21 protein-coding genes are annotated in these 21,927 nt (G+C 69.7%); 14 read left to right on the plus strand and 7 right to left on the minus strand.

Features of this window, described 5'->3' with window-relative positions:
• A partial coding sequence (locus tag MNY62_RS12725; RefSeq protein ID WP_242344572.1) for an epoxide hydrolase family protein occupies positions 1-1,020 on the plus strand: 1,020 nt, incomplete at its 5' end.
• 332 nt (positions 1,021-1,352) lie between these two features.
• The gene (locus tag MNY62_RS12730) at positions 1,353-2,216 is read left to right on the plus strand and encodes a muconolactone Delta-isomerase family protein (RefSeq protein ID WP_242342889.1); all 864 of its coding nucleotides are present in this window, start codon (positions 1,353-1,355) and stop codon (positions 2,214-2,216) included.
• 147 nt (positions 2,217-2,363) lie between these two features.
• On the opposite strand, the gene MNY62_RS12735 is transcribed toward MNY62_RS12730, so the two are convergent.
• The gene (locus MNY62_RS12735) at positions 2,364-3,347 is read right to left on the minus strand and encodes a tetratricopeptide repeat protein (RefSeq protein WP_242342890.1); all 984 of its coding nucleotides are present in this window, start codon (positions 3,345-3,347) and stop codon (positions 2,364-2,366) included.
• A gap of 234 nt (positions 3,348-3,581) precedes the next feature.
• Between MNY62_RS12735 and MNY62_RS12740 the strand changes: the two genes are divergently transcribed.
• The 3 genes from MNY62_RS12740 (at position 3,582) to chrA (ending at position 6,739) form a co-directional block, all read left to right on the plus strand.
• On the plus strand, positions 3,582-4,718 hold the full coding sequence (locus MNY62_RS12740; RefSeq protein WP_242342891.1) for a chromate resistance protein ChrB domain-containing protein: 1,137 nt from the start codon (positions 3,582-3,584) through the stop codon (positions 4,716-4,718).
• Positions 4,719-4,752: 34 nt separating this feature from the next.
• Positions 4,753-5,436: a superoxide dismutase gene (locus MNY62_RS12745; RefSeq protein WP_242342892.1), complete on the plus strand. Its 684-nt coding sequence runs from the start codon at positions 4,753-4,755 to the stop codon at positions 5,434-5,436.
• A gap of 73 nt (positions 5,437-5,509) precedes the next feature.
• On the plus strand, positions 5,510-6,739 hold the full coding sequence (chrA, locus tag MNY62_RS12750; protein WP_242342893.1) for a chromate efflux transporter: 1,230 nt from the start codon (positions 5,510-5,512) through the stop codon (positions 6,737-6,739).
• A gap of 20 nt (positions 6,740-6,759) precedes the next feature.
• Here the strand turns inward: chrA and MNY62_RS12755 are convergent, their stop codons facing one another.
• Positions 6,760-8,103, minus strand: a complete 1,344-nt coding sequence (locus tag MNY62_RS12755; RefSeq protein ID WP_242342894.1) for a sensor histidine kinase — start codon at positions 8,101-8,103, stop codon at positions 6,760-6,762.
• Positions 8,100-8,801, minus strand: a complete 702-nt coding sequence (locus MNY62_RS12760; RefSeq protein WP_242342895.1) for a response regulator — start codon at positions 8,799-8,801, stop codon at positions 8,100-8,102. The genes MNY62_RS12755 and MNY62_RS12760 overlap by 4 nt, the downstream gene beginning before the upstream one ends.
• 139 nt (positions 8,802-8,940) lie before the next feature.
• Between MNY62_RS12760 and MNY62_RS12765 the strand changes: the two genes are divergently transcribed.
• The 6 genes from MNY62_RS12765 to MNY62_RS12790 are packed head-to-tail and all read left to right on the plus strand — an operon-like array spanning position 8,941 to position 15,015.
• Complete coding sequence (locus MNY62_RS12765; RefSeq protein ID WP_242342896.1) at positions 8,941-9,594, plus strand: DUF1080 domain-containing protein; 654 nt, start codon at positions 8,941-8,943, stop codon at positions 9,592-9,594.
• A gap of 56 nt (positions 9,595-9,650) precedes the next feature.
• Complete coding sequence (locus MNY62_RS12770; RefSeq protein WP_242342897.1) at positions 9,651-10,943, plus strand: NapC/NirT family cytochrome c; 1,293 nt, start codon at positions 9,651-9,653, stop codon at positions 10,941-10,943.
• 13 nt (positions 10,944-10,956) lie between these two features.
• Complete coding sequence (locus MNY62_RS12775; protein ID WP_242342898.1) at positions 10,957-11,718, plus strand: hypothetical protein; 762 nt, start codon at positions 10,957-10,959, stop codon at positions 11,716-11,718.
• Positions 11,715-12,725, plus strand: coding sequence for an ABC transporter substrate-binding protein (locus MNY62_RS12780; protein WP_242342899.1), 1,011 nt, complete (start codon positions 11,715-11,717; stop codon positions 12,723-12,725). The genes MNY62_RS12775 and MNY62_RS12780 overlap by 4 nt, the downstream gene beginning before the upstream one ends.
• Complete coding sequence (locus MNY62_RS12785) at positions 12,698-14,284, plus strand: ABC transporter permease (RefSeq protein WP_242342900.1); 1,587 nt, start codon at positions 12,698-12,700, stop codon at positions 14,282-14,284. Before MNY62_RS12780 ends, MNY62_RS12785 begins: the two co-directional genes overlap by 28 nt.
• Positions 14,281-15,015: an ABC transporter ATP-binding protein gene (locus tag MNY62_RS12790; RefSeq protein ID WP_242342901.1), complete on the plus strand. Its 735-nt coding sequence runs from the start codon at positions 14,281-14,283 to the stop codon at positions 15,013-15,015. Before MNY62_RS12785 ends, MNY62_RS12790 begins: the two co-directional genes overlap by 4 nt.
• Positions 15,016-15,085: 70 nt before the next feature.
• Here the strand turns inward: MNY62_RS12790 and MNY62_RS12795 are convergent, their stop codons facing one another.
• Positions 15,086-15,838: an alpha/beta hydrolase gene (locus MNY62_RS12795; RefSeq protein ID WP_242342902.1), complete on the minus strand. Its 753-nt coding sequence runs from the start codon at positions 15,836-15,838 to the stop codon at positions 15,086-15,088.
• A gap of 425 nt (positions 15,839-16,263) precedes the next feature.
• Between MNY62_RS12795 and MNY62_RS12800 the strand changes: the two genes are divergently transcribed.
• Complete coding sequence (locus tag MNY62_RS12800; protein WP_242342903.1) at positions 16,264-16,530, plus strand: hypothetical protein; 267 nt, start codon at positions 16,264-16,266, stop codon at positions 16,528-16,530.
• Positions 16,531-16,613: 83 nt separating this feature from the next.
• Positions 16,614-17,087 carry a VOC family protein gene (locus MNY62_RS12805; RefSeq protein ID WP_242342904.1) on the plus strand — a complete coding sequence of 158 codons (474 nt, stop codon included), beginning with the start codon at positions 16,614-16,616 and terminating at the stop codon, positions 17,085-17,087.
• A gap of 116 nt (positions 17,088-17,203) precedes the next feature.
• Here MNY62_RS12805 and MNY62_RS12810 read toward each other — a convergent pair whose 3' ends face one another.
• From MNY62_RS12810 to MNY62_RS12820, 3 genes are read right to left on the minus strand one after another with little or no spacing between them, the layout of a single operon-like run.
• Positions 17,204-18,514: a DNA polymerase Y family protein gene (locus tag MNY62_RS12810; RefSeq protein ID WP_242342905.1), complete on the minus strand. Its 1,311-nt coding sequence runs from the start codon at positions 18,512-18,514 to the stop codon at positions 17,204-17,206.
• A 43-nt stretch (positions 18,515-18,557) separates the two neighbouring features.
• A complete protein-coding gene (ligD, locus tag MNY62_RS12815; protein WP_242342906.1) occupies positions 18,558-19,556 on the minus strand; it encodes a non-homologous end-joining DNA ligase in 999 nt (332 codons plus the stop codon).
• Positions 19,553-20,605, minus strand: a complete 1,053-nt coding sequence (locus MNY62_RS12820; RefSeq protein WP_242342907.1) for an AraC family transcriptional regulator — start codon at positions 20,603-20,605, stop codon at positions 19,553-19,555. Before MNY62_RS12820 ends, ligD begins: the two co-directional genes overlap by 4 nt.
• Before the next feature lie 153 nt (positions 20,606-20,758).
• On the opposite strand from MNY62_RS12820, the gene MNY62_RS12825 reads away from it, so the two are divergent.
• Positions 20,759-21,775 carry a zinc-dependent alcohol dehydrogenase family protein gene (locus MNY62_RS12825; protein ID WP_242342908.1) on the plus strand — a complete coding sequence of 339 codons (1,017 nt, stop codon included), beginning with the start codon at positions 20,759-20,761 and terminating at the stop codon, positions 21,773-21,775.
• The last annotated feature ends 152 nt before the right edge of the window (positions 21,776-21,927 follow it).

The raw sequence follows: 21,927 nt of genomic DNA on the forward strand, positions 1-21,927 counted from the left end.
AGGCTGAACGCCCTGCCCCAGTTCGTGACGACGATCGATGGGGAGGACATTCACTTCATCCACGTCCGTTCGAAACATCCGGGCGCGTTGCCGATCATCGTCACGCACGGATGGCCCGGCTCGATCGTCGAGCAGTTGAAGATCGTCGATCCGCTGATCAACCCGACGGCACACGGCGGGAGCGCATCGGACGCCTTCGACGTCGTGATCCCGTCATTGCCGGGACATGGTTTTTCCGGGAAGCCCACGACTCTCGGCTGGGACCCCGTTCGCATCGCACGCGCCTGGGTCGTGCTGATGAAGCGCCTCGGCTACACGCGATACGTGGCCCAGGGCGGCGACTGGGGCAATGCAGTGACGGAGCAGATGGCCCTGCAGGCCCCTCCGGAACTGGCCGGCATTCACACCAACATGCCCGCCACCATCCCCGAGGACATCGCCAAGGCGCTCGCGTCCGGTGGCGCGCCACCGTCCGGCCTTTCGGCCGACGAGAAGTATGCGTACGATCAGCTCGACTTCTTCTACAAGCACGGCCTGGCCTATGCCCAGGAGATGGGGAGCCGCCCCCAGACACTGTACGGGATCGAGGACTCACCGGTCGGCCTCGCGGCCTGGATGCTCGACCACGACGCGCGCAGTTACGCGCTCATCTCACGCGTCTTCGCCGGTCAGCCCGAGGGCCTTTCCCGAGACGACGTCCTCGACAACGTCACGCTCTACTGGCTGACGAACACGGCGGTCTCTTCGGCGCGCCTCTATTGGGAGAGCAAGCTCGCCTTCTTCGCCCCGAAAGGCGTGGCCATACCCGTCGCCGTGAGCGCCTTTCCTGACGAGATCTACACGGCACCGCGGAGCTGGACGGAGAGAGCCTACCCCAAGCTCATTCATTACAACCGGCTCCCCAAAGGCGGGCACTTCGCGGCGTGGGAGCAACCGGAGGTCCTCGCCGCGGAGCTCCGCGCGGCGTTCAGGTCCCTTCGTCGGCCCGCCGAAGCCGCGTCCCCCCCGGCCACACGATGACGAGTGTCCGGCAGATCCGGCGATGCTCGGCGTGGGCATCCCGCTTGCTGTCCGGAGCTCACTTCGCAGCATGTCGACGGCTGGCACTCGGCGGCCGGGAAGAGGGGGCGGCGTATGGACATGGGGCACAACGGGCCGCTGGCGGCCGCGGCGTGGGGGGCAGTGGCGGGAGTGCGGACGTTCACCGCCCCGGCGTTCGTGAGCCTTGCGTTGTCGAGGCGGAAAGGTCAGCCGGCGCGAGCGAGCGTCGAGCGCACGCTCGGTAGAAAGGAGGCGCCGTGGCTCCTCGGGGCGCTAGCGGTTTTGAGCTGGCAGCCGATCAATGGCCTCGATTGCCGGACCGGATCGCGCCGACCTCGCTCCTCGGGCGCGTGCTCTCGGGCGCCCTCGTCGGTAGCGCCGTCGGGCGCGGCCGCGTGAGGCGCGGCCACGTCGCCATCGCGGCAACGACCGCCGCCGGATCCGCGTTCGTGACCTTCTGGCTCAGGCGCGCCGCCAACCGACGGCTGCCCAACTCGGTCACCGGACTCGTCGAGGACGCACTCGTCCTCGGCGCGGGCGCCGCCCTCGCCGCGAGCGCGCGAAGGACATCGTCGGAGTATCTGGTCGCCATGACCACTCACGTTCCGGACGGCACGTCCCCAGTGGCGGTCAGCGAGGTCCGCGGCCGCGAGGCCGCGCGGTCGCGCGAGCTCGCGGCGCAGGGGCACCTGCTGCGGCTGTGGCGCCCGCCGCTGCAACCAGGCGAATGGCGCACGTTCGGGCTGTTCGTCGCCGACGACGACGGCGGCCTCGAAAAGGTCCTGGGATCCATGCCGCTGCGCGTGTGGCGCACCGACGAGGTCACCGTGCTCTCGCCCCACCCGAACGACCCTGGCGCCTGCCGGAACCCGAAGGGAATCGGCGCGGAGTTCCTGACCACCTTCAGCCGCGCGATCCCGCAAGGCACGTCCAGTCAGGCCGTCGCTGAAGCCCTGGCGCGCGAGGCAGCACGCACCCGCCAACTGGCCGAGCAAGGACACCTCGTACGGCTTTGGGCGCTCCCCGGCCAGGGGCGCGCGCTCGGCTTGTGGCGCGCGCAGGACCGGGCCGAGATGCAGGCGATCGTCGAATCACTTCCTCTGCACGCAATGATGACCACCGAGATCACCCCGCTCACCCAGCACCCGGGCGACCCGGCGACCACCGACGGCTGACGTACGACCCACGGGAAGAGCGGGTGCGATCATCACCGGATGATCGATCCCGCGGCCGTAAGCTACAGCGCGGTCGAGCCGCTCGATCCGGGAGAGGTCGTCGCCAAGAACACCGGTCGGCGTGTGTCGCGGCGGCCGTACCGCAGCTCATTCCGAGGCGGGCTCGAGCAGGACCTCGTGGACGACGCGCGTCGACGGCTTCGCCCCCACCTCCACGCAGGCGGTGGCTACGACGCCGGTGCACGCGTCGGCGGCGACCAGGTCGCACCGGACCTGCCATGTGGATGCCGCCAGCCGCATGCATTCGTCGACCGCACTCTTCACGGTCTTCTTCACCTCCGCGGAGCAGGTCTCCATCGAGCAGTCCTCCCACATCGGGTCGGGGCAGCTCGGCGGATCCGTGCTGCAACCCTTCTTGCGGAGGCACGCGATCGCACGGGCCGAGGGCGCGGAGAGGTCCTCGATGCAGGGTGCATCCCGCGCCAACGCGACGCAATGCGCGACGAGCACCTCCATCTCGGTCGAGAGATAGACCATCCCGCGCTCGACCGGCCACGCCGCTTCGTCGGGATCGCGCTCGAGCGGCTCGACGACCTTCATGAGCACCTCGGAGGAGACCTCGTCGCCCGGGTCCTCCTCCACTCTGGCAACATCCGCGGACCGCGCGATCGCGAGCACGTCCCCCACCTCGCCGCCGCCGCTTCCCATCTGGCTCCAGCCGTAGGTGCAAGCGTGGAGCGGTCGGTCGCAACCCGGGGCGGGAGGGATGGGCCCGCACGTGCCAGCGGCGGGCACCGGCAGCGCGACGCCCATCAGCCCGAGGTTGAAGTAGGCGCTCCGCCGGAGCGACGCGTCGTCGTGCTCGGCCCAGGGCCCCGCGAGCCGGACGGCGCGGAGGGTCTCCGCGACGGCCTCCTTCTTCCGGCCGAGGCGGTGCCAGCACAGCCCCAGATCCCCGGCGAGCCGCGCGTCGCCGGGCGCGAGCTTCGCGGCCTGCGCGAACTCCTCGCACGCCTCGGCGTACCGCTTCGCCCGGTACGCGGCGGTCGCGCTCACGCGGAGCGCTTCGACGCCGTCGGCCGGCGCCGCTGCGCCAGCGAGGAGCATTGCCACGGAGATCGTGCCGATCACGGACGCGAAGTGTACCCGAGTACGTGGAGGCGGGGAGGCATCGCGCGGCTCCCTCTGACGTCGCGAAGATCGAGCTACCGCCAGCGCCTCTCGATCCGCGACCCGGTCGCCGTCGCTCGAGCGAAGGTCCTCGCGGCGGGCGCCTTCAACGTCGCTCTCGCAGTGGTGATCGGTGAGCGGTTCCGTCGACGGCTCTCCACGACCACCCGCACCTGCCGGACGTGCACCACCGCCATGGCCACTGACGGCGCGCCCGCGCTCAGCGGCTCGTCTCGGCACCTTGCGGTTGCGCGGAGGCCTGCACGCCCGGATCGACCCGTCAGGGTCTCGCACCTGGATGATTCACTTGCTAGATCCGAGACACAGTTGAGCGCGAGCAAAACGAAACGTGAAAGTTCTGCCGCCCGCCCCGAGGCGCGCTGGATGCTGCTGATCCACCAGATCCCGCCGACACCCGCCTATCTACGGGTCAAGATCGGCCGGCATCTGGCCCGCATCGGGGCAGTCGCCATCAAGAACTCGGTCTACGCCCTGCCCTACGACGACGAGACGCAGGAGGACTTCCAGTGGGTCCTCCGCGAGGTCGTGAAGGGCGGCGGAGACGCGTCGATCGTCGAGGCCCGGTTCATCGAAGGCCTCTCCGACATGCAGGTCATCGAGCTGTTCCAGACAGAGCGCGAGGCCGACTTCCGCCACCTCGCGGGGCAGGCGCGCGCCGTCGCCGCAGCTTTCCCGCACCGAGGCGTGGTTCCTGACGACCGCCGCGCCGATCTCGCAAGGCAGGTTGCCCGCCTGCGCCAGCGCGCGACCGAGCTCGCCACGATCGACTTCTTCGGAGCACCCGGACGCGAGGTCGTCGATGGCCTGCTGTCCGGAATGGAGGCACGCATGAGGCCAGTCGAGGGGACGGAGCCGGCGAAGGCGTCGCTGGCTCGCGAGCAGTACCAAGGTCGCACCTGGGTCACGCGCACTGGGATCAAGGTGGACCGGATGGCGAGCGCGTGGCTCATCCGGAAGTTCATCGATCCGGAGGCACGCTTCAAGTTCGTCCCGGCGAAGGGGTATCGCCCGGAAGAGGGCGAGCTTCGCTTCGACATGTTCGAATCGGAGTTCACTCACGAGGGCGAGCTGTGCACGTTCGAGGTGCTCGTGCAGCGGTTCGGCCTCACCGATCCCGCCCTCCGCGCCATCGCCGAGATCGTCCACGACATCGACGTGAAGGACGCGAAGTACGGCCGCGAGGAGGCGCCGGGCATCGGCCAGCTCGTCGCGGGCATCGCAGCTGCGCACGCCGACGACGAGCAACGCCTCGCGCGCGGCGCGGCGCTGTTCGACGACCTGTACGCCGTGCACGGCGCCACGAGGCACTGATCGCTCGACCCGCGCTGAAGGAGAACGCCGAGTCATGAGCGAAACGAAGAAGTCCGCCGGGGTCGCGCCTGCGTTCGCGGGGCGCCACGAGCCCCGGCCGCTCCCCTTTGATCCCTCGAAGCTCCGCGGCCTCTCCGAGCGGCTCATCCGCTCTCACTGGGAGAACAACTACTGCGGTGCGGTGAAGGCGCTGAACGTCGTGGAGCAGCGTCTCGCTGCCATGCTCGACGATCCCGTCCTGCCGCCGTACGTGTACGGCGATCTCAAGCGCGAGGAGCTGCTCCGGACCGGCTCGGTCGGCCTGCACGAGCTCTACTTCGCGAACCTCGGCGGCGATGGCGAGGCGGACGACGCGATCCACCGCGTCCTGTCGCGCGCGTTCGGCACCTTCTCCACGTGGGAAGCCGAATTCCGCCGGACCGCGAATGCGCTCGCCGGCGGCTCGGGCTGGGCCGTCCTCGCCCTCGGCCCCGAGGGCGACCTCCACAACTACTGGGCATGGGATCACACGAGCGGGGCGCCCGGGAGCCGTCCGCTGCTGGTCCTCGACATGTACGAGCATGCCTACCACCTCGACTACGGGGCGGCCGCGGCGCGGTACGTCGACGCGTTCATGCAGAACGTCGACTGGGAAGAGGTGAGCCGCCGACTGGCGGACGCCACGGCGTCGGTGGGGACTCGATACGAAACGTGGGACCAAACTTCGACGCCTGGGTGACGAGAAGCGAGCCGGGTCGAGCATCACACGAACCGCCCTCGGCTCTCGGCGGGAGATCGGCGTGGACGACGGGTTGTCAAACCGCGCGGAGGCGGAGCCCGCGGGAGTCCAGCAGCAGGTCTCGATGTCCGAGATCTTCTGGTACTTCCTCAAGCTCGGCTGGCTCGCGTTCGGCGGCCCCGTCGGCCAGATCGGCCTCATGCACCTCCAGCTGGTGGAGCGTCGGAAGTGGATCAGCGAGGACGAGTTCGTACGCGCGCTGAATTTCTGCCACCTCCTGCCCGGACCGGAGGCGCTGCAGCTCGTCATCTACGTCGGCTACAAGAAGGCGGGCTACTGGGCCGGCATCCTCGCGGGCGTGCTCTTCATCCTGCCCGGCTACATCACGCTCACCACGCTCGCCTGGATCTACGTCCACTATGGAAAGACGCCCCAGGTGCTGGGCGTGCTCTGGGGCTTCCGTCCGGTCGGACTGGCCCTGCTCCTCGCCGCGCTCGTCCGGATCTCGCGCGCCGCCTTGAAGGGCGTCTTCCCCGCGATGCTCGCGTTCGCGGCGTTCGTCGCGTTCTACTTCGGGCGGCTACCGTTCCTGCTCGTGCTCTTCGGGTGCGGCCTCACCTTCATCGCGTGGCGGCGGATGGGGCCGGGCTCGCGAGTCGCGACGGCCGCCGCCTCCTTGCTCGTCGCGGCGCGCGCGGAGGCGGCCGAGTCGATGGCGAGCCGCCTCTTCGACATCTCGTGGTTCTTCTTCAAGGTGGGGCTCTTCTCCTTCGGCGGCGCCTACGCGGTGCTGCCCTACATCCGCGAAGGGGCGGTCGCGACGTACGGGTGGATCAGCGACCGGCAGATGATCGACGCGCTGGCGCTCGGGGAGACGACGCCGGGCCCGCTGATCTCGATCGGCATCTTCGTCGGGTTCCTCGCTGGGAACGGGGCGCGCGTCCCATGGCTGGGCGCCACTGCGTCGACGTTCTGGCTCTTCCTGCCGTCTTTCCTCTTCATGTTGCCCGCCGCTCGCCACATGAACTGGCTGACGTCGCGCCCCGGCCTGAAGGAGTTCCTGCGCGGCGTCACCTCCGGGGTCGTAGGCCTCATCTTCTCCATCTCGATCCCGCTCGCGAAGGTGGCGTTCATGCCGGGCGGCTCGATCGACTGGATCACGGTCGCTCTCGGCCTGGCAGCGTTCGCGGTGCTCACCTTCTGGAAGTGGCGGCTGAACGTCGTCGCCGTCGTGCTGGCAGGGGGAGCGCTCGGCCTTCTCCGCGCGTTCGCTCCAGGCCTCTTCGGAGGAGCGCTCTCGTGAGGGACGCGTCCAGCCGGCCGTCACACGGCGGGCAGCACCATTCGAAAGACGCTCCCGTTTCCCACGGTGCTCTCGACCTCTATCCGGCCGCCGTTCGCCGCGATGACCGACCGCGCGATGGCGAGGCCAAGCCCCATCCCGCCAGCTTGCCTCGCTCGGTCGGCATCCACCCGGTAGAAGCGCTCGAAGATCCGCTCCAGGTGCGCCGGGGCGATGCCGGGACCGGTGTCTCTCACCTCGACGGCTGGCTCGCCAGAAGGCAGGACCTCGACGACGACGCGAATCGAGCCCCTCTGCGGCGTGTACTTGATCGCGTTGTCCAGGAGGTTCACGACTCCCTGCCGGACCAAGGCCGGATCGCACCGCGCCCGAACCCCAGAATGGGCAGCGGCCGTCAGCTCCTGCCCCTTCTCCTCGGCGAGCACCCGGAGGTGCTCCACGGCGCTCGTTGCGAGCGCGCCCAGATCCACCACCTCCCGGGCAGCGTGGGTGCGTCCCGTGTCGGCGCGGGTCAGGAGGAGCAGGCCCTCCACGAGCCTCGTCAGCCGTTCGACTTCCTCGAGCATGCTGCCGATGACCTCGCGATAGGCTGCCGGATCGCGCGCGTTCTGCAGCGCCACCTCCCCCACGCTCCGCATCGCGGTGAGCGGCGTCCGCAGCTCGTGCGACGCGTCGGCGGTGAAGCGGCGGAGGCGCTCGAACGCGTCTTGCAGCCGGGCCAGCGTGTCGTTGAACACGCCCGCGAGCTGGCCGAACTCGTCCCGGGGATCCTCGACGGGAAGCCGTGCGTCAAGCGCCTCGGCGGTGATGCGCCGGGCGTGATCGGCCAATGCGCCGACCGGCGCGAGTACGCGGCCGGCGAGGAGGTACCCGCCTGCCAGCGCGACGATCGCAGCGCAGGGGATGGCGAGCGCGAGAATGAGCGCGAGCCGGCCCAGCGCGCCGCGAGTGAGCGCCTCGTCAGTGGCGACCGCGATCCGGAGCTCGTGCCACGACCTCGTCTCCATCCGGTAGGAGTGCCCATGCGGCGACGACCAGGTGGCCGGCCCGGCCTCGGTCAGCGCCGCCCGGTCGAGCCCGATCCTCGTCCAGGCAGCCGTTCGATAGAGGACGCGTCCGGCGCTGGTGACCTCGAAGAGCTCGACTCCGGCGCGGGTCTCGACCTCTGCGAGGTCGTAGTCGGCCTCCCGATAGGTTCGCTCGATCGTCGCCAGGTCGCGCGCCAGCCGGGCATCGAGATCGCGGAGGAGCTGGGCTCGTACGAGAGCGTAGACCGCTCCGGAGAAGGCGCAGACGATGAGCGTCAGCACGCCGGCGTGCCACAGCGCGAGACGCCCGCGGACGCTGCGCGGCCGGAGCATCATCGCGGCTCCGGGCCGAGCACGAAGCCGACGCCACGGATGGTGTGGACCAGCTTTCTCGGGAAGGGGTCGTCCACCTTCCGGCGCAGCCGCGCGATGGTCACGTCGATCACGTTGTCGAGCGGGGTCGCGCGCGCGGTCACCTTCCAGACGTCTCGCGCCAGCATCTCGCGGGAGACCACGCGCCCCTGGTGGCGAAGGAGGTACTCGAGGATCTCGAACTCCTTGGCCGTGAGGTCCACCGATCGTGAATCGCGCACGACCGCCCGCTTCACGGGGTCGAGCTCGAGGTCTTCGTGCCGGAGCTTCGACGCCGGGTCGAGCCTGCCGCGGCGAAGCAGGGCGCGAACGCGAGCCAGCAGCTCGGGGAACGCGAAGGGCTTCACGAGGTAGTCGTCCGCGCCCACATCGAGGCCCTGGACCCGGTCCTCGATGGTGTCCTTGGCCGTGAGGATGAGCACCGGGGTCTGAAGACCGCGAGCCCGGAGCGCGGCGAGGATCTCGAGGCCGCCGCGGTTCGGGAGCATGAGGTCGAGCAGGATGAGATCGAACGACTCGTTCGAGACGAGGAAGAACCCCTCCTCCCCGGTCGACGCGACGCGGGTCTCGAAGCGCTCGGCGCCGAGCCCGTCGGCGAGCGCCCGCGCCACCTTCGACTCGTCCTCGACGATCAGGATTCTCGAATGATCTTCGTGATGCACGCCCGGAAGTATAGCTGCGCCATGGCAGGCGAATCCTGACAGCGCTGTCAGGGAGTCTTCAGGAGCTTCACGAGCGCGGTCGCGCCATCCTGCGCTCGCTCGCGGAGCGGATCGCTCCGACCGAGGAAAGGAGATGCCCATGCTTCGGACGATCGGTGTTCTTGCGCTGGCCCTTGTCGCGCTCCCAGGAGCGGCGCTCGCGCAGGGCGCGGGGAGGACCTGGGACTTCCAGGCAGATGCTGTGGGCTCCCCTCCCGCCGGCTTCTCCTTCGGCCGGACGGGCGAGGGCCGCCCCGGAAAGTGGGTCATCCAGCTCGACCCGACCGCCCCGGCCGGCGATCACGTGCTGGCCCAGGTCGATGAGGACCGCACCGACAACCGCTTCCCGGTGGCGGCTGCCGACGCACCCGCGCTCAGGGACCTTCGCGCCGAGGTCCGGTGCAAGCCGGTCTCGGGGAAGGTCGACCAGGCATGCGGGCTCGTCATTCGCTACCGCGACGCCGACAACTACTACCTGGCCCGGGCCAACGCGCTCGAGGACAACGTGAACCTGTACCGCGTGGTCGACGGCCGGCGCCGGCAGATCAAGGGCTGGAGCGGGCGGGTCGTGTCCGGGGCCTGGCACACGCTCGCGGTCGAGGCGCGCGGCAACCGGCTCCAGGTCTTCTGGGAAGGGAAGCCGATCATCGACGCGACGGACGACACGTTCAAGGAGGCCGGGAAGGTCGGGGTGTGGACGAAGGCCGACTCGGTCACGTCCTTCGACGCGCTGGCGGTGACCGGGCTTCCATAGCGCCTCTTGCTGCCGCTGATTCTCCGTCCCGCAGCCCAAACGACAGGAGCCGTCTCGTGAAGATCCTCACCGCTGCCCTCGTCTCGCTCGTCCTGGCGGGTTCCGCTGCCAGGGCGCAGGCACCCGCTCCCACCGGACCCGCATCCGCCGCGCCCGCCGCCCCTCCGATCGCACCCGCGGCCCCTGCCATCACGCCGTCCAAGGACTTCCCCAAGGGGACCGCCACACCGTCCGCCGACTGCGGCGCCTGCCATCAGGCCATCTATCGTGAGTACGCCGAGGGGTTCGGGAGCGACATGCGGTACCCCGGCGTCAGGCTGCGATCGAAGGATGACAAGGTCCTCGAGATGCCTGCCGGCAGCTCGGTCGCGGCGAGCGCGCACGCCGTCTCCGGTACGGATCCATGGCCCATCCACGCGCGAGAGGCCGAGGAGGAAGGCAAGAAGTGCAACGTCTGCCACTTCCCGCAGCCTTTCGCGATCCCGGAGCGCACCGCGCTCGAGGTCGTGAAGCCGGCCCCCCGCGCTGAGGCTCAGGGCGAGGGCATCACCTGTGCCTCCTGCCATCTGACGCCCGAAGGGAAGATCCGAGGACCGCACAAGGCCGACGCGCCCCACGAGACCGTCGCCGACGAGCGGATGTCGAGCTCGGAGATGTGCGCGTTCTGCCACTCATTGGGAAAGCGCGTCCCGGGCAAGCAGACCCAGACCTATCTCGAGTGGCGTGACGACTTCGCCGCGCCGGGCCTCGGTCGCCAGCAGTGCCAGGACTGCCACATGCCACGCACGCAGCGAAAGACCGCCGAGGATGCGGACGTCCCGCTCCGCGCGGTCGCGCGCCACCTCTGGACCGGCGGTCACTCCGGCCAGCGGCTCGGCAGTGCCCTTTCGCTCGTCATGCTTCAGCCGCAGAAGGACGGCGCGAACGTGGAGCTCCACCTGATCAACGTCGGCGCGGGGCACTCGGTCCCCACCGGCTCGAACCGGCGCGCCATCTATCTCCAGACGCGGGCCGTCGATCGCAAGGGGAAGGTGCTCGCCACGCGCGAGTGGATGTTCGCCCCTTGGTACGGGCCGCGCCCCGACGACCGAACCTTCCTCGAGGAGGACAAGAAGCGTCCCGACCACATCGCCGCGACCCAGGCCGACGAGCAGGGCCTTCACGAGGCGCCGATCCGGGCGGGCGAGGAACGCGTCCTGACCTGGCAACCCGCGCTCCGCGACGGCAGCTACACCGTCGAGGCGAGCCTCATCTACGATCTCAACCGCTACAACGACCGGGCGTCCAAGGGAGACCAGCGGGAGATCTCGCGCTTCACCTTGCCATTCCAGGTGAAGGCGAGCCACTGAGGAACGACGGTCAGTGAGAACGACATCCTGGACTCCGCGCGCTCTCATTCTCTGCTCGTTCTCGCTCGTGGCGGCGTGGCCGCTCACCGCGAGCGCGTATCGGCCCTTCAACTCGACGGACGCCGCGGTGGCAGCGAAGGGTGAGATGGAGATCGAGCTCGGACCCCTCGGGTACGTGGTGCAGGGCGCCGACAGGACGCTGGTCGCGCCGAGCCTCATCCTCAACTGGGGCTTCGCGGATCGCTGGGAGGCGGTGCTCGAGGGGCGCCACTTCGTGGAGCTCGGACGCGACGTCCCGGAGCCGCGCCTGCGCGTCGAAGATACCGCCTTCTCGCTGAAGAGGGTCCTGCGCGAGGGTAGCCTCCAGGAGAAGGCCGGCCCGAGCGTCGCCACGGAGATCTCCGCCCTGCTCCCGACCGTCAACGGCGACCCCGGCGTAGGCGCGGAAGGAGCGCTCATCGTGTCGCAGCGCTGGCAGGATCTCACGTTCCACGTGAACGGAGCCGCTGCCTGGACCCGGGCGCACACCCCCGGTGTGTTCGGCGGGGTCATCCTCGAAGCTCACGACGCCTGGGCCATTCGCCCCGTCGCGGAGGTCTTCGTGGAGCGCGAGCGCGATCTACCGACGACGGTCTCCGGCCTGGTCGGTGCGATCTGGCGTGCTTCCGACCGGCTCTCGTTCGATGCGGCGGTACGCCGAGCGCGCGCCGGAGGCGTGGATACGACCGAGCTCCGCGTCGGGCTGACGTGGGGATTCAGCGTGGGGTTCCCGTGATCCAACGACGACCGACTGTCCTCCTCCTCGTCCTCGCGATGGCCTCCGGCGCCCTGGCCTGCCGGAGCCGCTCGCGCGAGGTCGTCGTGTACCTGTCGATCGACCAGGTCTTCACGGAGCCCATCCTGCGCGACTTCGAGCGCCAGAGCGGCGTCAAGGTGCGCGCCGTCTTCGACACCGAGGAGACGAAGAGCACGGGCGTCCTCAACCGGATCATCGCCGAGGCGAGGAGCCCGCAGGCGGACGTGTTCTGGTCGGGCGACCCCGTCCGCCCGCAGTTGCTCGTGAAGCGCGGGCTCGTGCGGGCGTACCTCTCGCCCGAAGCGGCTGCGATTCCACCCGCCTTCAAGGCCGCCGACGGGACCTGGACCGGCGGTGCCGCGAGAGCGCGCCTCCTCCTCGTGAACAAGACCCGCGTGAAGCCTGAGGAGATGCCTCGCTCGGTTCGTGACCTCGCGGACCGGAGGTGGAAGGGCCAGACGGCGATCGCGAACCCGCTCTTCGGCACGACCACGATGCACGTCGCCGCGCTCGCGGACGCGTGGGGCGATGACGCGCTGAAGTCCTTCCTCACGCAGCTCAAGGCGAACGGGTGCCGGATCGCGAGCTCGAACGGCGAGGTGAAGCGCCTCGTCGCCTCGGGCGAGGTGGCCTTCGGCCTCGCCGACACGGACGACGCCGCCGAAGCCCTCCACGACGGCGCGCCGATCGAGGTCGTCTACCCCGACCAGGATGGGATGGGCACGTTGCTGATGCCTACCGCGGTGGTGTCGCTCGCGGGACCGCACACCGAGGAGGCGCGGCGGCTGGTCGATTACCTCCTCTCCGTCCCTGCCGAGCAGAAGCTCGTCGATGTCGCCGCACACATCCCGCTGCGCGCCGACGTGAAGCCTGCCGCGGGCGGGAAGCGGGCGAGCGAGATCAAGACGATGCAGATCGACTACGCGAAGGTCGCCGGCACGATGGAAAGGCTCCAGCCATGGCTGCGGGACTGGGCTGGGCTCTAGCGCTGAGGCGCCGGGAGGAGCCATTCCTCCTCCTCGCAGCGGGGGTCGTCCTCGCGGCGGTGGCGCTCGTGCCGCTCATGTTCCTCGGCGGCGAGCTCGGCAAGGGCGACGCGCTCCGTCACGCGGCGCACGCGCTCTCGGCACCGCGGACCTGGGCGCTGTTCGTCTCGTCGCTCGGGTTCGCGACGGCGGTCACGGTCCTATGCCTCGCCATCGGACTCCCTCTGGGTCTCCTCCTCGGCCGCGCCGACGTGCCGCTCCGGCGCGTTGCCCTCTGGCTCCACGCGTTTCCGGTCTTCGTGCCTCCATTCCTCCTCGCGCTGGGCTGGTTCCACGTCTTCGGCCGCGGCGGTCTCGCCGCCTCGACTCTCGGCGCCCGGCTCCTCTTCTCGTGGCCGGGCGCGGTCGCCGTCCTCGCGCTGGCGCTCACGCCGGTCGTCACCTCGCTCGTCGCGGTCGGCCTCCAGGCGATCGATCCTTCGCTCGAGGAGGCGGCGCTGCTGGTCGCCGGTCCGCGCCGGACTGCGGCGGGCATCCTGTTGCCGCTCGTGCGCCCGGCGACCGCGCTCGCGGCGCTGGTCGTGTTCTCGCTCGCTTTCTCCGAGCTCGGCGTCCCGATGTTCCTGCGCGTGCCCGTTTACCCCGGCATGGTCTTCTCGCGGCTCGGTGGCGTCGACTACGCGCCCGGTGAGGCGTTCGCGCTTGCGCTCCCGCTCTTCGCGGTCGCCGTCGGGCTGCTCCTGTTCGAGCGTCGCGCCGCCGGCCGGCGTTCGTTCGCGGTCCTCGGTCTTCGCAGCCGCGAGGTCCCGGACCTCCGCCTCGGCCACTGGCGCCCCGTCGCGATCGTCTTCACGGCAGCCGCCGCGCTCTTGCCGGTGGCGCCCTTGGCGGCGCTCGTGATCGACGCCGCCCGCGGTCACGGCTTTTCGGAGCTGGCGCAGTGGATCGGCGCGAGCGCATGGAACAGCCTCTTCGACGCGCTCATGGCCGCCACGTTGGTGCTGGCGCTCTCGGTCGTCATCGGCCACGCCGCGGCGCGCGGCCGGCGCGGCGGCGTGGGACTCGATGCGCTTGCCGTCCTCGCCTTCGTGACGCCGGCGTCCGTGCTCGGCGTGGGCCTCATCGCCACCTGGAACCGTCCTTCGCTCCAGGGGGTCTACGGCACGAGCGCGATCGTTGCCCTTGCGTTCGCCGCACGGTACGGTGCGGTGGGCCTGCGGACCGCGGCGGTGTCGTTCTCGCAGGGTTCGGAGCACTACGAGGAGGCGGCCGCGATCGGCGGCGCGCGCTTCCTCCGCCGGCTCGGCCGGATCCTCGTGCCCATCCACGCGCGCGGGCTCCTCGCTGCGTGGCTGCTCGCCGTCGTGTTCTGCCTCCGGGACCTGGAGACGGCAGTCCTCCTGTATCCCGCGGGTCAGGAGCCTCTGACGGTCCGGATCTTCACGCTCGAGGCCAACGGGCCGGGGTCGGTCGTGGCGGCGCTGTCGTGCGTCCAGGTAGCGATGACCGCCGCCGTCCTCGCCGTCGGATCCGCCCTGCTCTTCCGGAGGAAGGCGTGAGCACCTCCATCCAGCTCGACGGCGTCACCGTGCTCCGGCAGGGCCGCAAGGTGCTGGACGACGTCTCCCTGGCGATTCCGGCGAGCGAGACACTTTCCCTGCTCGGCAGCTCGGGGTCCGGTAAGACCACGCTGCTCCGGGTGGTCGCCGGCTTCGTCGCGCCGCACCTCGGCGTCGTGCGCCTCGGCGATGCGCTCGTGACCGAGCGCGGGCGGATCGTCCTCGCGCCAGAGGAGCGGGATGTCGCGATGGTCTTCCAGGACCTCGCCCTCTGGCCCCACCTCACCGTCCACGGGAACCTCGCGTTCGGGCTCGATGGGAAGAAGGTGCCGCGAACCGAGCGCGACGACCGCATCGCCGCGATCCTCGCTCGCGTCGGCCTCTCCGGGAAGGAGCGTCGCCACCCCGGCGAGCTGTCGGGCGGGGAGCGGCAGCGCGTCGCCATCGCCCGGGCGCTCGTGCTCGATCCGCGTGCCGTCCTGTTCGACGAGCCGCTCTCGAACCTCGACGTCGGCCTCAAGCAGGAGCTGCTCGCCCTCTTCCGCGAGCTCCTCGGCGAACGCAGGGCCACCGCGCTCTACGTCACCCACGATCCTCGGGAGGCGCAGGCGCTCGGCGATCGCACCGCGGTCCTCGACGAGGGCCGCATCGTCCACCTGGGCCGCATCGATGACCTGCGCTCGCGACCTGACCTGCCATTCGCACGAATGATCCTGGAAGCGCTCGGGTAGCTTGGGAGCTCGAGCGCGGGAGGAAGGAGTGGCACGTGCCCGTCCACGGATCGACGAACGATCCCGGGCTCTACGCGTGCCCGCCAGGCATGCCGGCTTCCTCCGCTCCTGCGGAGCCGACAGCCAAAACCTTCACGCCAGTGGCGGCCCTGGAGATGAGTGCCGCCACGGCCTTGGGTTGCGACACGTAGATCGCGTGGGACCCCTTCTCCTCGATCGTCGTCGCTCCGGCACGCTTGGCCATGATTCGCTGCGCAGGGGGCGGAATCATCCGGTCCTCGGTGGTGACCAGGTACCAGCTCGGCTTGGTCCTCCAGGACGCCTTGGTTATCGTCCCACGCAGAGCGTCCACGCCCCATGGCACCTGCGAGTCTGCCATGAAGGCGGCCTCTTCCTGGTCGAGGTCGCCTGCGAAGGCGGCGTGGAACTTGTCCTTGTCGAGGAAGAGACGACCGTCACGCGGCGCCAGGATCGGCGGCACCGGAGCCCCAGGCGGCGGGTTCCGAATCAGAGCGTCAACGGACTCGCCCTCGCTGGGAGCGAAGGCCGCGACGTATACCAGCCCGACGACCTTCGGATGGTTTCCTGCCTCGGTGATCACCACGCCACCGTAGGAGTGTCCAACGAGGATGACGGGTCGGTCCTGCGCGTCGAGGATGAGCTTCGTCGCGGCGACATCGTCGGCGAGGGTCGTCGTCGGGTTCTGCACGACGCTGACCGTGTAGCCGTCCTGCTTCAAGAGCTGGTAGACACGCCGCCAGCCGCTGCCGTCCACGAAGCCGCCGTGTACGAGCACCACGTTCACCGCATCGCTTCCTGCCATGACGGTCGTCTCCTTGCGCCGGCGGAAGGACGCGCATCGTGGAGGTGGTGCTGATCGCCGGTGCGGCCTTCCTAGCAAGGTGTCAGAGCCAGCGCCCTGCGATCCCGTCGGCTCATGGAGGGGCAGCTGGCAGGCGAGCCCGGCCGCACCCTCTGACGGCTTTGCCAGTCCACGAGTCTCTGCCTTCGGCCATGGTGATGCCCGACGACGAGCGGCAGGTCGCGCCGCTCCTCGCCGCCATCGCCGGCCTCTGCCAGCTCGACGTCTTGATCGAAGCGAAGCAGGACGGCCAAGGGCACGACGCCCCGTCTTCCCGAGGCCAAGGCCGGCGACACCCAGGCCTTCCGTGCCCTCGTCTCTCGCAATGTGGTACGCGGGCCGATTGACCGGCGCCGCTCCAGCGCCGCGCGGCCGAGGTTCCGTCGATGGCCTCGGAACGTCGCGGAGCGCGCGCCACTGCCTGCCCGGCCAGGACGAAGACGAGGCTCGATGACGACCGGCTCGCCGTCATCGGATCTCTCGGCGACGACGACATGGTCGTCGTTTCCGGCGTGAACCATGCCGCGACCGGAGTCGCGACGTACTCGAGCTTCGCCGTGGACGGCGACCGGCGGTGCTCTGCGCTTCCCGACGGTCGTTGCATCGAAGGGCGCTCGACGATTCCTGGTGCAGCGGGCGGCGGCTACGACTAGCACCTCACGGATCGACTGCCCCCTGGCATCGGCCGACATGGCCTCACCCCAATACCGACCGCTCCCGAACGGAGGACGAGCACATGGCCAAGAACACGATCGTTCTGTGGTACGACGAGGACGCCGAGGCCGCGGCCCGCTTCTACACCCAGACCTTCCCAAATAGCGCGATGGGTCGCATTTTCCGCGCGCCTAGCGACTACCCCAGCGGCAAGAAGGGCGACGTGCTGACGGTCGAGTTCACCGTAGCTGGCGTGCCTTGTATGGGCCTGAATGGTGGACCCGAGTTCACGCACAACGAAGCGTTCTCGTTCCAGATCGCGACCGACGATCAGGAAGAGACCGATCGCTACTGGAACGCGATCGTCGGCAATGGTGGCCAGGAGAGCGCGTGCGGCTGGTGCAAGGACAGGTGGGGCGTGTCCTGGCAGATCACGCCGCGGGTCTTGACCGAAGCGCTCGCGGCAGGGGGTGAGGAAGCGAGGCGCGCTTTCCAAGCGATGATGCCCATGAAGAAGATTGACGTCGCCACGATCGAGGCCGCGAGGCGTGGCTGACGCTTCGCCTCTCCTCATTTCGCGGAGCGGGCACTCTCGGGCGGGGCGCCGAGCCCGCGCACTGAGCGTACGAAGAGGCATCTCCGCCGAGGATTGGACGGTGCGCGCATGCGGTCTCAACCCCCATGCGGCCGCACGCGTGCTCGCGGCCTGGAAGGCGCGCGCCTCGTCGGGCTGTCGCGCGCGGTCGCCAGCGAGACCGTCGCGAAGCCGAAGCGCTCCCGGATGCTGTCGACGACCGCGCCGACCCGGTCGTTGCGATCGAAGAGCGGGAGCTGCTCGAACGTGCCGAGGTTCGAGAGCTGGATGCCGAGCAGGCGGATCGGCAGCGACCGCGTACGCGCCGCCGCGAACATCTCCTTGACGATGGGATAGAGCTCGAGCTCCGAGTTGGTTGCCATCGTGGTGTGCGAACGCGTGAGCGTGTGGAAGTCGGCGTAACGCAGCTTGAGGGTCACCGTTCGCGCCTTGACGTGGCGCTTGCGCGCGCGCCAGCAGACCCGCTCGCACAGACCGCACAGGACCGCCTCGATCGACGCCGGGTCGGTCACGTCCTCGCGGAAGGTCCGCTCGTTGGAGATGCTGCCGACCGTCTCGCCCTCGGGATCGTGCTCGGCGAACGCCGGGCGCTCGCGGCCGAGGTCGCCCGAGCCCAGGCCCTGCACGCCGCGCGAGATCGACGCCGCCCATGCGCCGAAGATCTTCTGCAGATCCGCCTCCGACGCCTCGGCGACCGCGCCCAGCGTCCGGTAGCCGGCGGCGTGCAGCTTGGCCTCGGCGACGGGACCGATGCCGGGGAACGACCGCACCGGCAGCGGCGCGAGCACGGCGCGCTCGACGCCCGCGGGCACCAGCATCACACCGCGTGGCTTGGCCAGCGCCGACGCCACCTTGGCCACGGCCTTGCTGGTCGCGACCCCAGCGCTCGAAGGCAAGCCGATCTCGTCGAAGATGGCCGTGGTCAACTGCAGCACCGCGCCTTCGATGGCGACGTCGCCAGCGCGGTCCTCCCCGCGGTTCCCGCTGGCGGCGTCGCCGGATGCGTAGAGCCGCTCGCAGCCGGAGAGATCGAGATACATCTCGTCGATGCTGGCGACGAGCACCTTGGGCGCGTAGCGACGCGCGATCTCGCGCACGCGCTCGGCGTAGGTGCCGTAGATCTCATGCCGCGTGGGCAGGTAGATCGCGTTCGGCGCGCGCTTTCCGGCCTCGACCAGCGACATGCCCGACTTCACGCCGAGGCGGCGCACCTCGTAGCTGGCGGCGGTGACCACGCCGCGGCTCCCCGGCTTTCCCCCGACGACCACCGGTTTGCCTTCCAGCGTGGGATCGAGCAGTCGCTCGACGGACACGAAGAACGTATCGAGATCCAGGCAGCAGATGCGCGGCGCCGTGAGCGGCTGCGCGCGCGCGAGCTCCGACGCCATCCCCATGAGGCGGACGTTAACTGATCATCCGTTCAGGTGCAAGTCACCGCTTGGTCTTCGACGGAGTGTTCCTGGGCGACTTCCGGGTCTGATTGCGCGGTGCCTTGCGCGACACCGGCCGGCGCGTCGACGCGGCCAGCGCCTCGCTCAGTTCCGCGTCGGTCAACATCGATTGAAGCTTCGCCGTCGCGTCGCGCAGCGAGCACCGCCGACCGTCCATGTCGGACCAGAGCTCGCCCACTTCACCGATGCGCGCCGCCATCGTGCGCAGCGTGAACGTGCGCGGACCGACGGTGCCTCCCTCGAGCTCGGCCCACGTGCACGGCGCCGAGATCGGCGCGCCCGGCCTGGCACGAACCGCGTAGACCGCGGCGAACGTCGCGCCCGGCAGGTTGCGCCCGGTGTCGACGAAGATGCGGTCGCCACGGTCGGCCTTGATGAACTCTTGCGTCAGGATGTGCGGGTGGCGCTTGACCAGCACCGCGCCTGCGCCGTGCGCAAACCGCCAGACGCTCTCCGCGTCTCCCTCGCCGTCGAGCGGAATCAGGATGTGGAATCCCTTCGAGCCCGACGTCTTCACGTACGACGGCAGCCCGAATTCGTCGAGCAGCTCGCGCACCGCCAGGGCGGCCGTGCGCAGCGACTGCGGATCCTCCGCGGAGGGATCGAGATCGAACACGCACAGGTCCGGCTGATGGAGCTTCGGTACCCGCGAGATCCAGACGTGGGGCGTGACCGAGTTCTGGTTCGCGAGCCAGACCAGCGATCGCGCGTCGCCGACCAGCGGGTAGTGCACGGACTCACCCGCCTTGTCGTTGCGCTTCTCGACCTCGACGCGCTCGAGCCAGCTCGGAAACCCCTTCGACACATCCTTCTGGATGAAGCCCTTCTTGTCGATGCCGGCGGGGAATCGCTCCATCGTGATCGGACGCCCGCGAATGTGCGGGATCATCAACGGCGCCACCGCCTCGTAGTACGCGCACAGCTCACCCTTGGTGATGGCGGAGTCGGCAAAGAGCACCTTCTCGGGATGGGTGATCACAGCCGTAGCTTGCCGCCGGCGCCCCACCTTGTCGACGCCCGAACCGTGCCGACAGACCGGCGTGGAGACGTCGGTGAGACTGTGCCCTTACCCCGGCGGAGCCGCCGGCGATACTGCGCGGGCGGGACCCCGAACGCCCGCCTGAACGCGCGGTTGAACGCAGGCTCGGAGCCGTACCCGACCTGCAGCGCGATCTGAAGGACCTTGTGGTCCGTCGCCTCGAGGAGCCTCGCGGCGAGCTGGAGACGCCAGCGTGCGAGGTATGCCAAGGGTGGCTCGCCCAGGAGCCGGGTGAACCGCTCCACCAGCACGGTGCGCGACGCGCCGGCCTCCTTCGCCAGCTCGGGCAGCGTCCAAGGGCGCGCAGGATGGCGATGAATGCTGGCGAGCGCCCTGCCCGCGACCTCGTCGCGCGCCGCGGCGAGCCACCCGGTGCATTCCGCCGGAAGCTCATCCATGTACCGGCACAGCGTCTCCATGAACAGGGCTTCCGACAGCTTCGAGAGCAGGGCGAGGCGGCCTGCGCGCCCGGACTCGATCTCGTTCACGGAGTGACGGATGGAGCTCTCGATCCAAGCGCCCGCGGGGTCGCCGCGGATGTGCACCTTGAACACCGGGGGCAGGCCAGCCAGGAACAGCCTCTCGGCGTAGCGCTCGCACCCGAAGTAGCCACAGACGAACCTCGTCACTGCGCCGCCGCCGCCGCCGCGCTCCGAGACGAGCAGGCCGGTGAGGAGCTTCGGCAGGAGCTCGGTTGCGTAGTGCAGCTCTTTCACGTGTCCGTTCCACAGCCCGTGCGCGTCTCCATGCGGAAACACGACGATGTCGCCGGCCCCGAGCGATACGTCGTCGTGCCCCGAGACGCGCGCCGTGGCCTGTCCTTCCGTCAGCAGGTGGAAGAAGACCAGGTGCTCCGTTCCGGGCGCCAGGAGCGGCGCAACCGAAGCGGAGGGTGGCGACGCGAACCCCCAGGGCGCGCCGTACTCCGCGTTGAAGAACAAGGCGCCGGTGATCCGCACTCCGCGCAGCGCTTCCGACAGGGCATCCATCGCAGCCTCGTGCAGCAAAGAAATCCGTACGGCGAATCAAGCCCCCGGCGGCTCGGCCCAGCAGATCACGGCAAGGCCGGATGCCGGGATGACCCGAAGGCCGCTGAAGGGGTCGTCACGACGAATCGTAATGGCCGAAGGAGAGGGCGTCCGATGAGGAGCTACCACGCGAACCTGGGTGCGGGACTCGAGGGGCTCACTCTGAAGGACGGCCCCGAGCCGAAGGTCCGTCCCGAAGAAGTCCTCGTCCGGGTCCGAGCGGCATCGCTGAACTACCGGGAGCTGATGATCATGATCGGCGGCCGCTACCCGCTGCCGGTGAAGCCCGACGTGATCGTGGCGTCGGACGGGGCCGGAGAGATCGTCGCGGTCGGCGAAGCCGTCACCCGCGCCAGGGTCGGCGACCGGATCGTCGCCTCCATGTTCCCGCGCTGGATGGACGGCCCGTTCACCCTCGAGCACGCCGCGCAGCTCGGTGGCTCGCTGGACGGGATGATGACGGAGCTCAAGGCGCTGCGCGAGGACGCGATCGTGCCCATTCCGGAGCACCTCTCGTTCGAGGAGGCCGCGACGCTGCCCTGCGCGGCCGTCACGGCGTGGAACGCGCTCACCGGAGGACGGCCGCTGCGAGCCGGAGAGAGCGTGCTCACGCTGGGCTCGGGTGGCGTGTCGCTGTTCGCGCTGCAGTTCGCGAAGATGTTCGGATCGTACGTCATAGCCACCACCTCGACAGAAGAGAAGGCGGCCAAGCTCAAGGCTCTCGGGGTCGACCACGTCATCGACTACCGAGCGTCGCCGGACTGGCCAGCCGAGGTCCGGGAGGCGACGGGTGGGCGAGGTGTCGATCACGTCGTGGAGGTCGGCGGTCCGGCCACCCTGGAACAATCCTTGCGGGCGACGGCGGTCGGCGGCGAGATCGCCTGGGTCGGGAGCCTGGCCCAGGGCGCCCCGCCAGTCGACGTCACTGCCCTCTTCAATGCCGCCGCGTCCCTGCGCTCGATCGCGGCCGGCAGCCGTGCGCAGCTCGTGGCGGTGACCCGCGCCATCGCGGTCCACCGAGCGAGGCCCATCCTCGATCGGGTCTTCGCGTTCGAGGAGGTGCCTGCCGCGTTCTCGTACTACGTCGCGGGCAGGGCGTTCGGCAAGGTCGTGATCCGCGTTTGTCCCTGACGCCGCGCAGCCGGATCGAGAAGGTGCGAGGTCAGGACGCTCTTTCGAAGAGTCATGGGAGGCAGGCACGATGACGAAGCCAGCATACAGAACCACCGCGCGAGTGACGGGCGGTCGCGCAGGCGGGAAAGGGACCATCACCAGCGGCGAGC

Origin of the sequence: Anaeromyxobacter terrae (assembly GCF_022690685.1) — a bacterium.
In the GTDB taxonomy this organism is placed as follows: domain Bacteria; phylum Myxococcota; class Myxococcia; order Myxococcales; family Anaeromyxobacteraceae; genus Anaeromyxobacter; species Anaeromyxobacter terrae.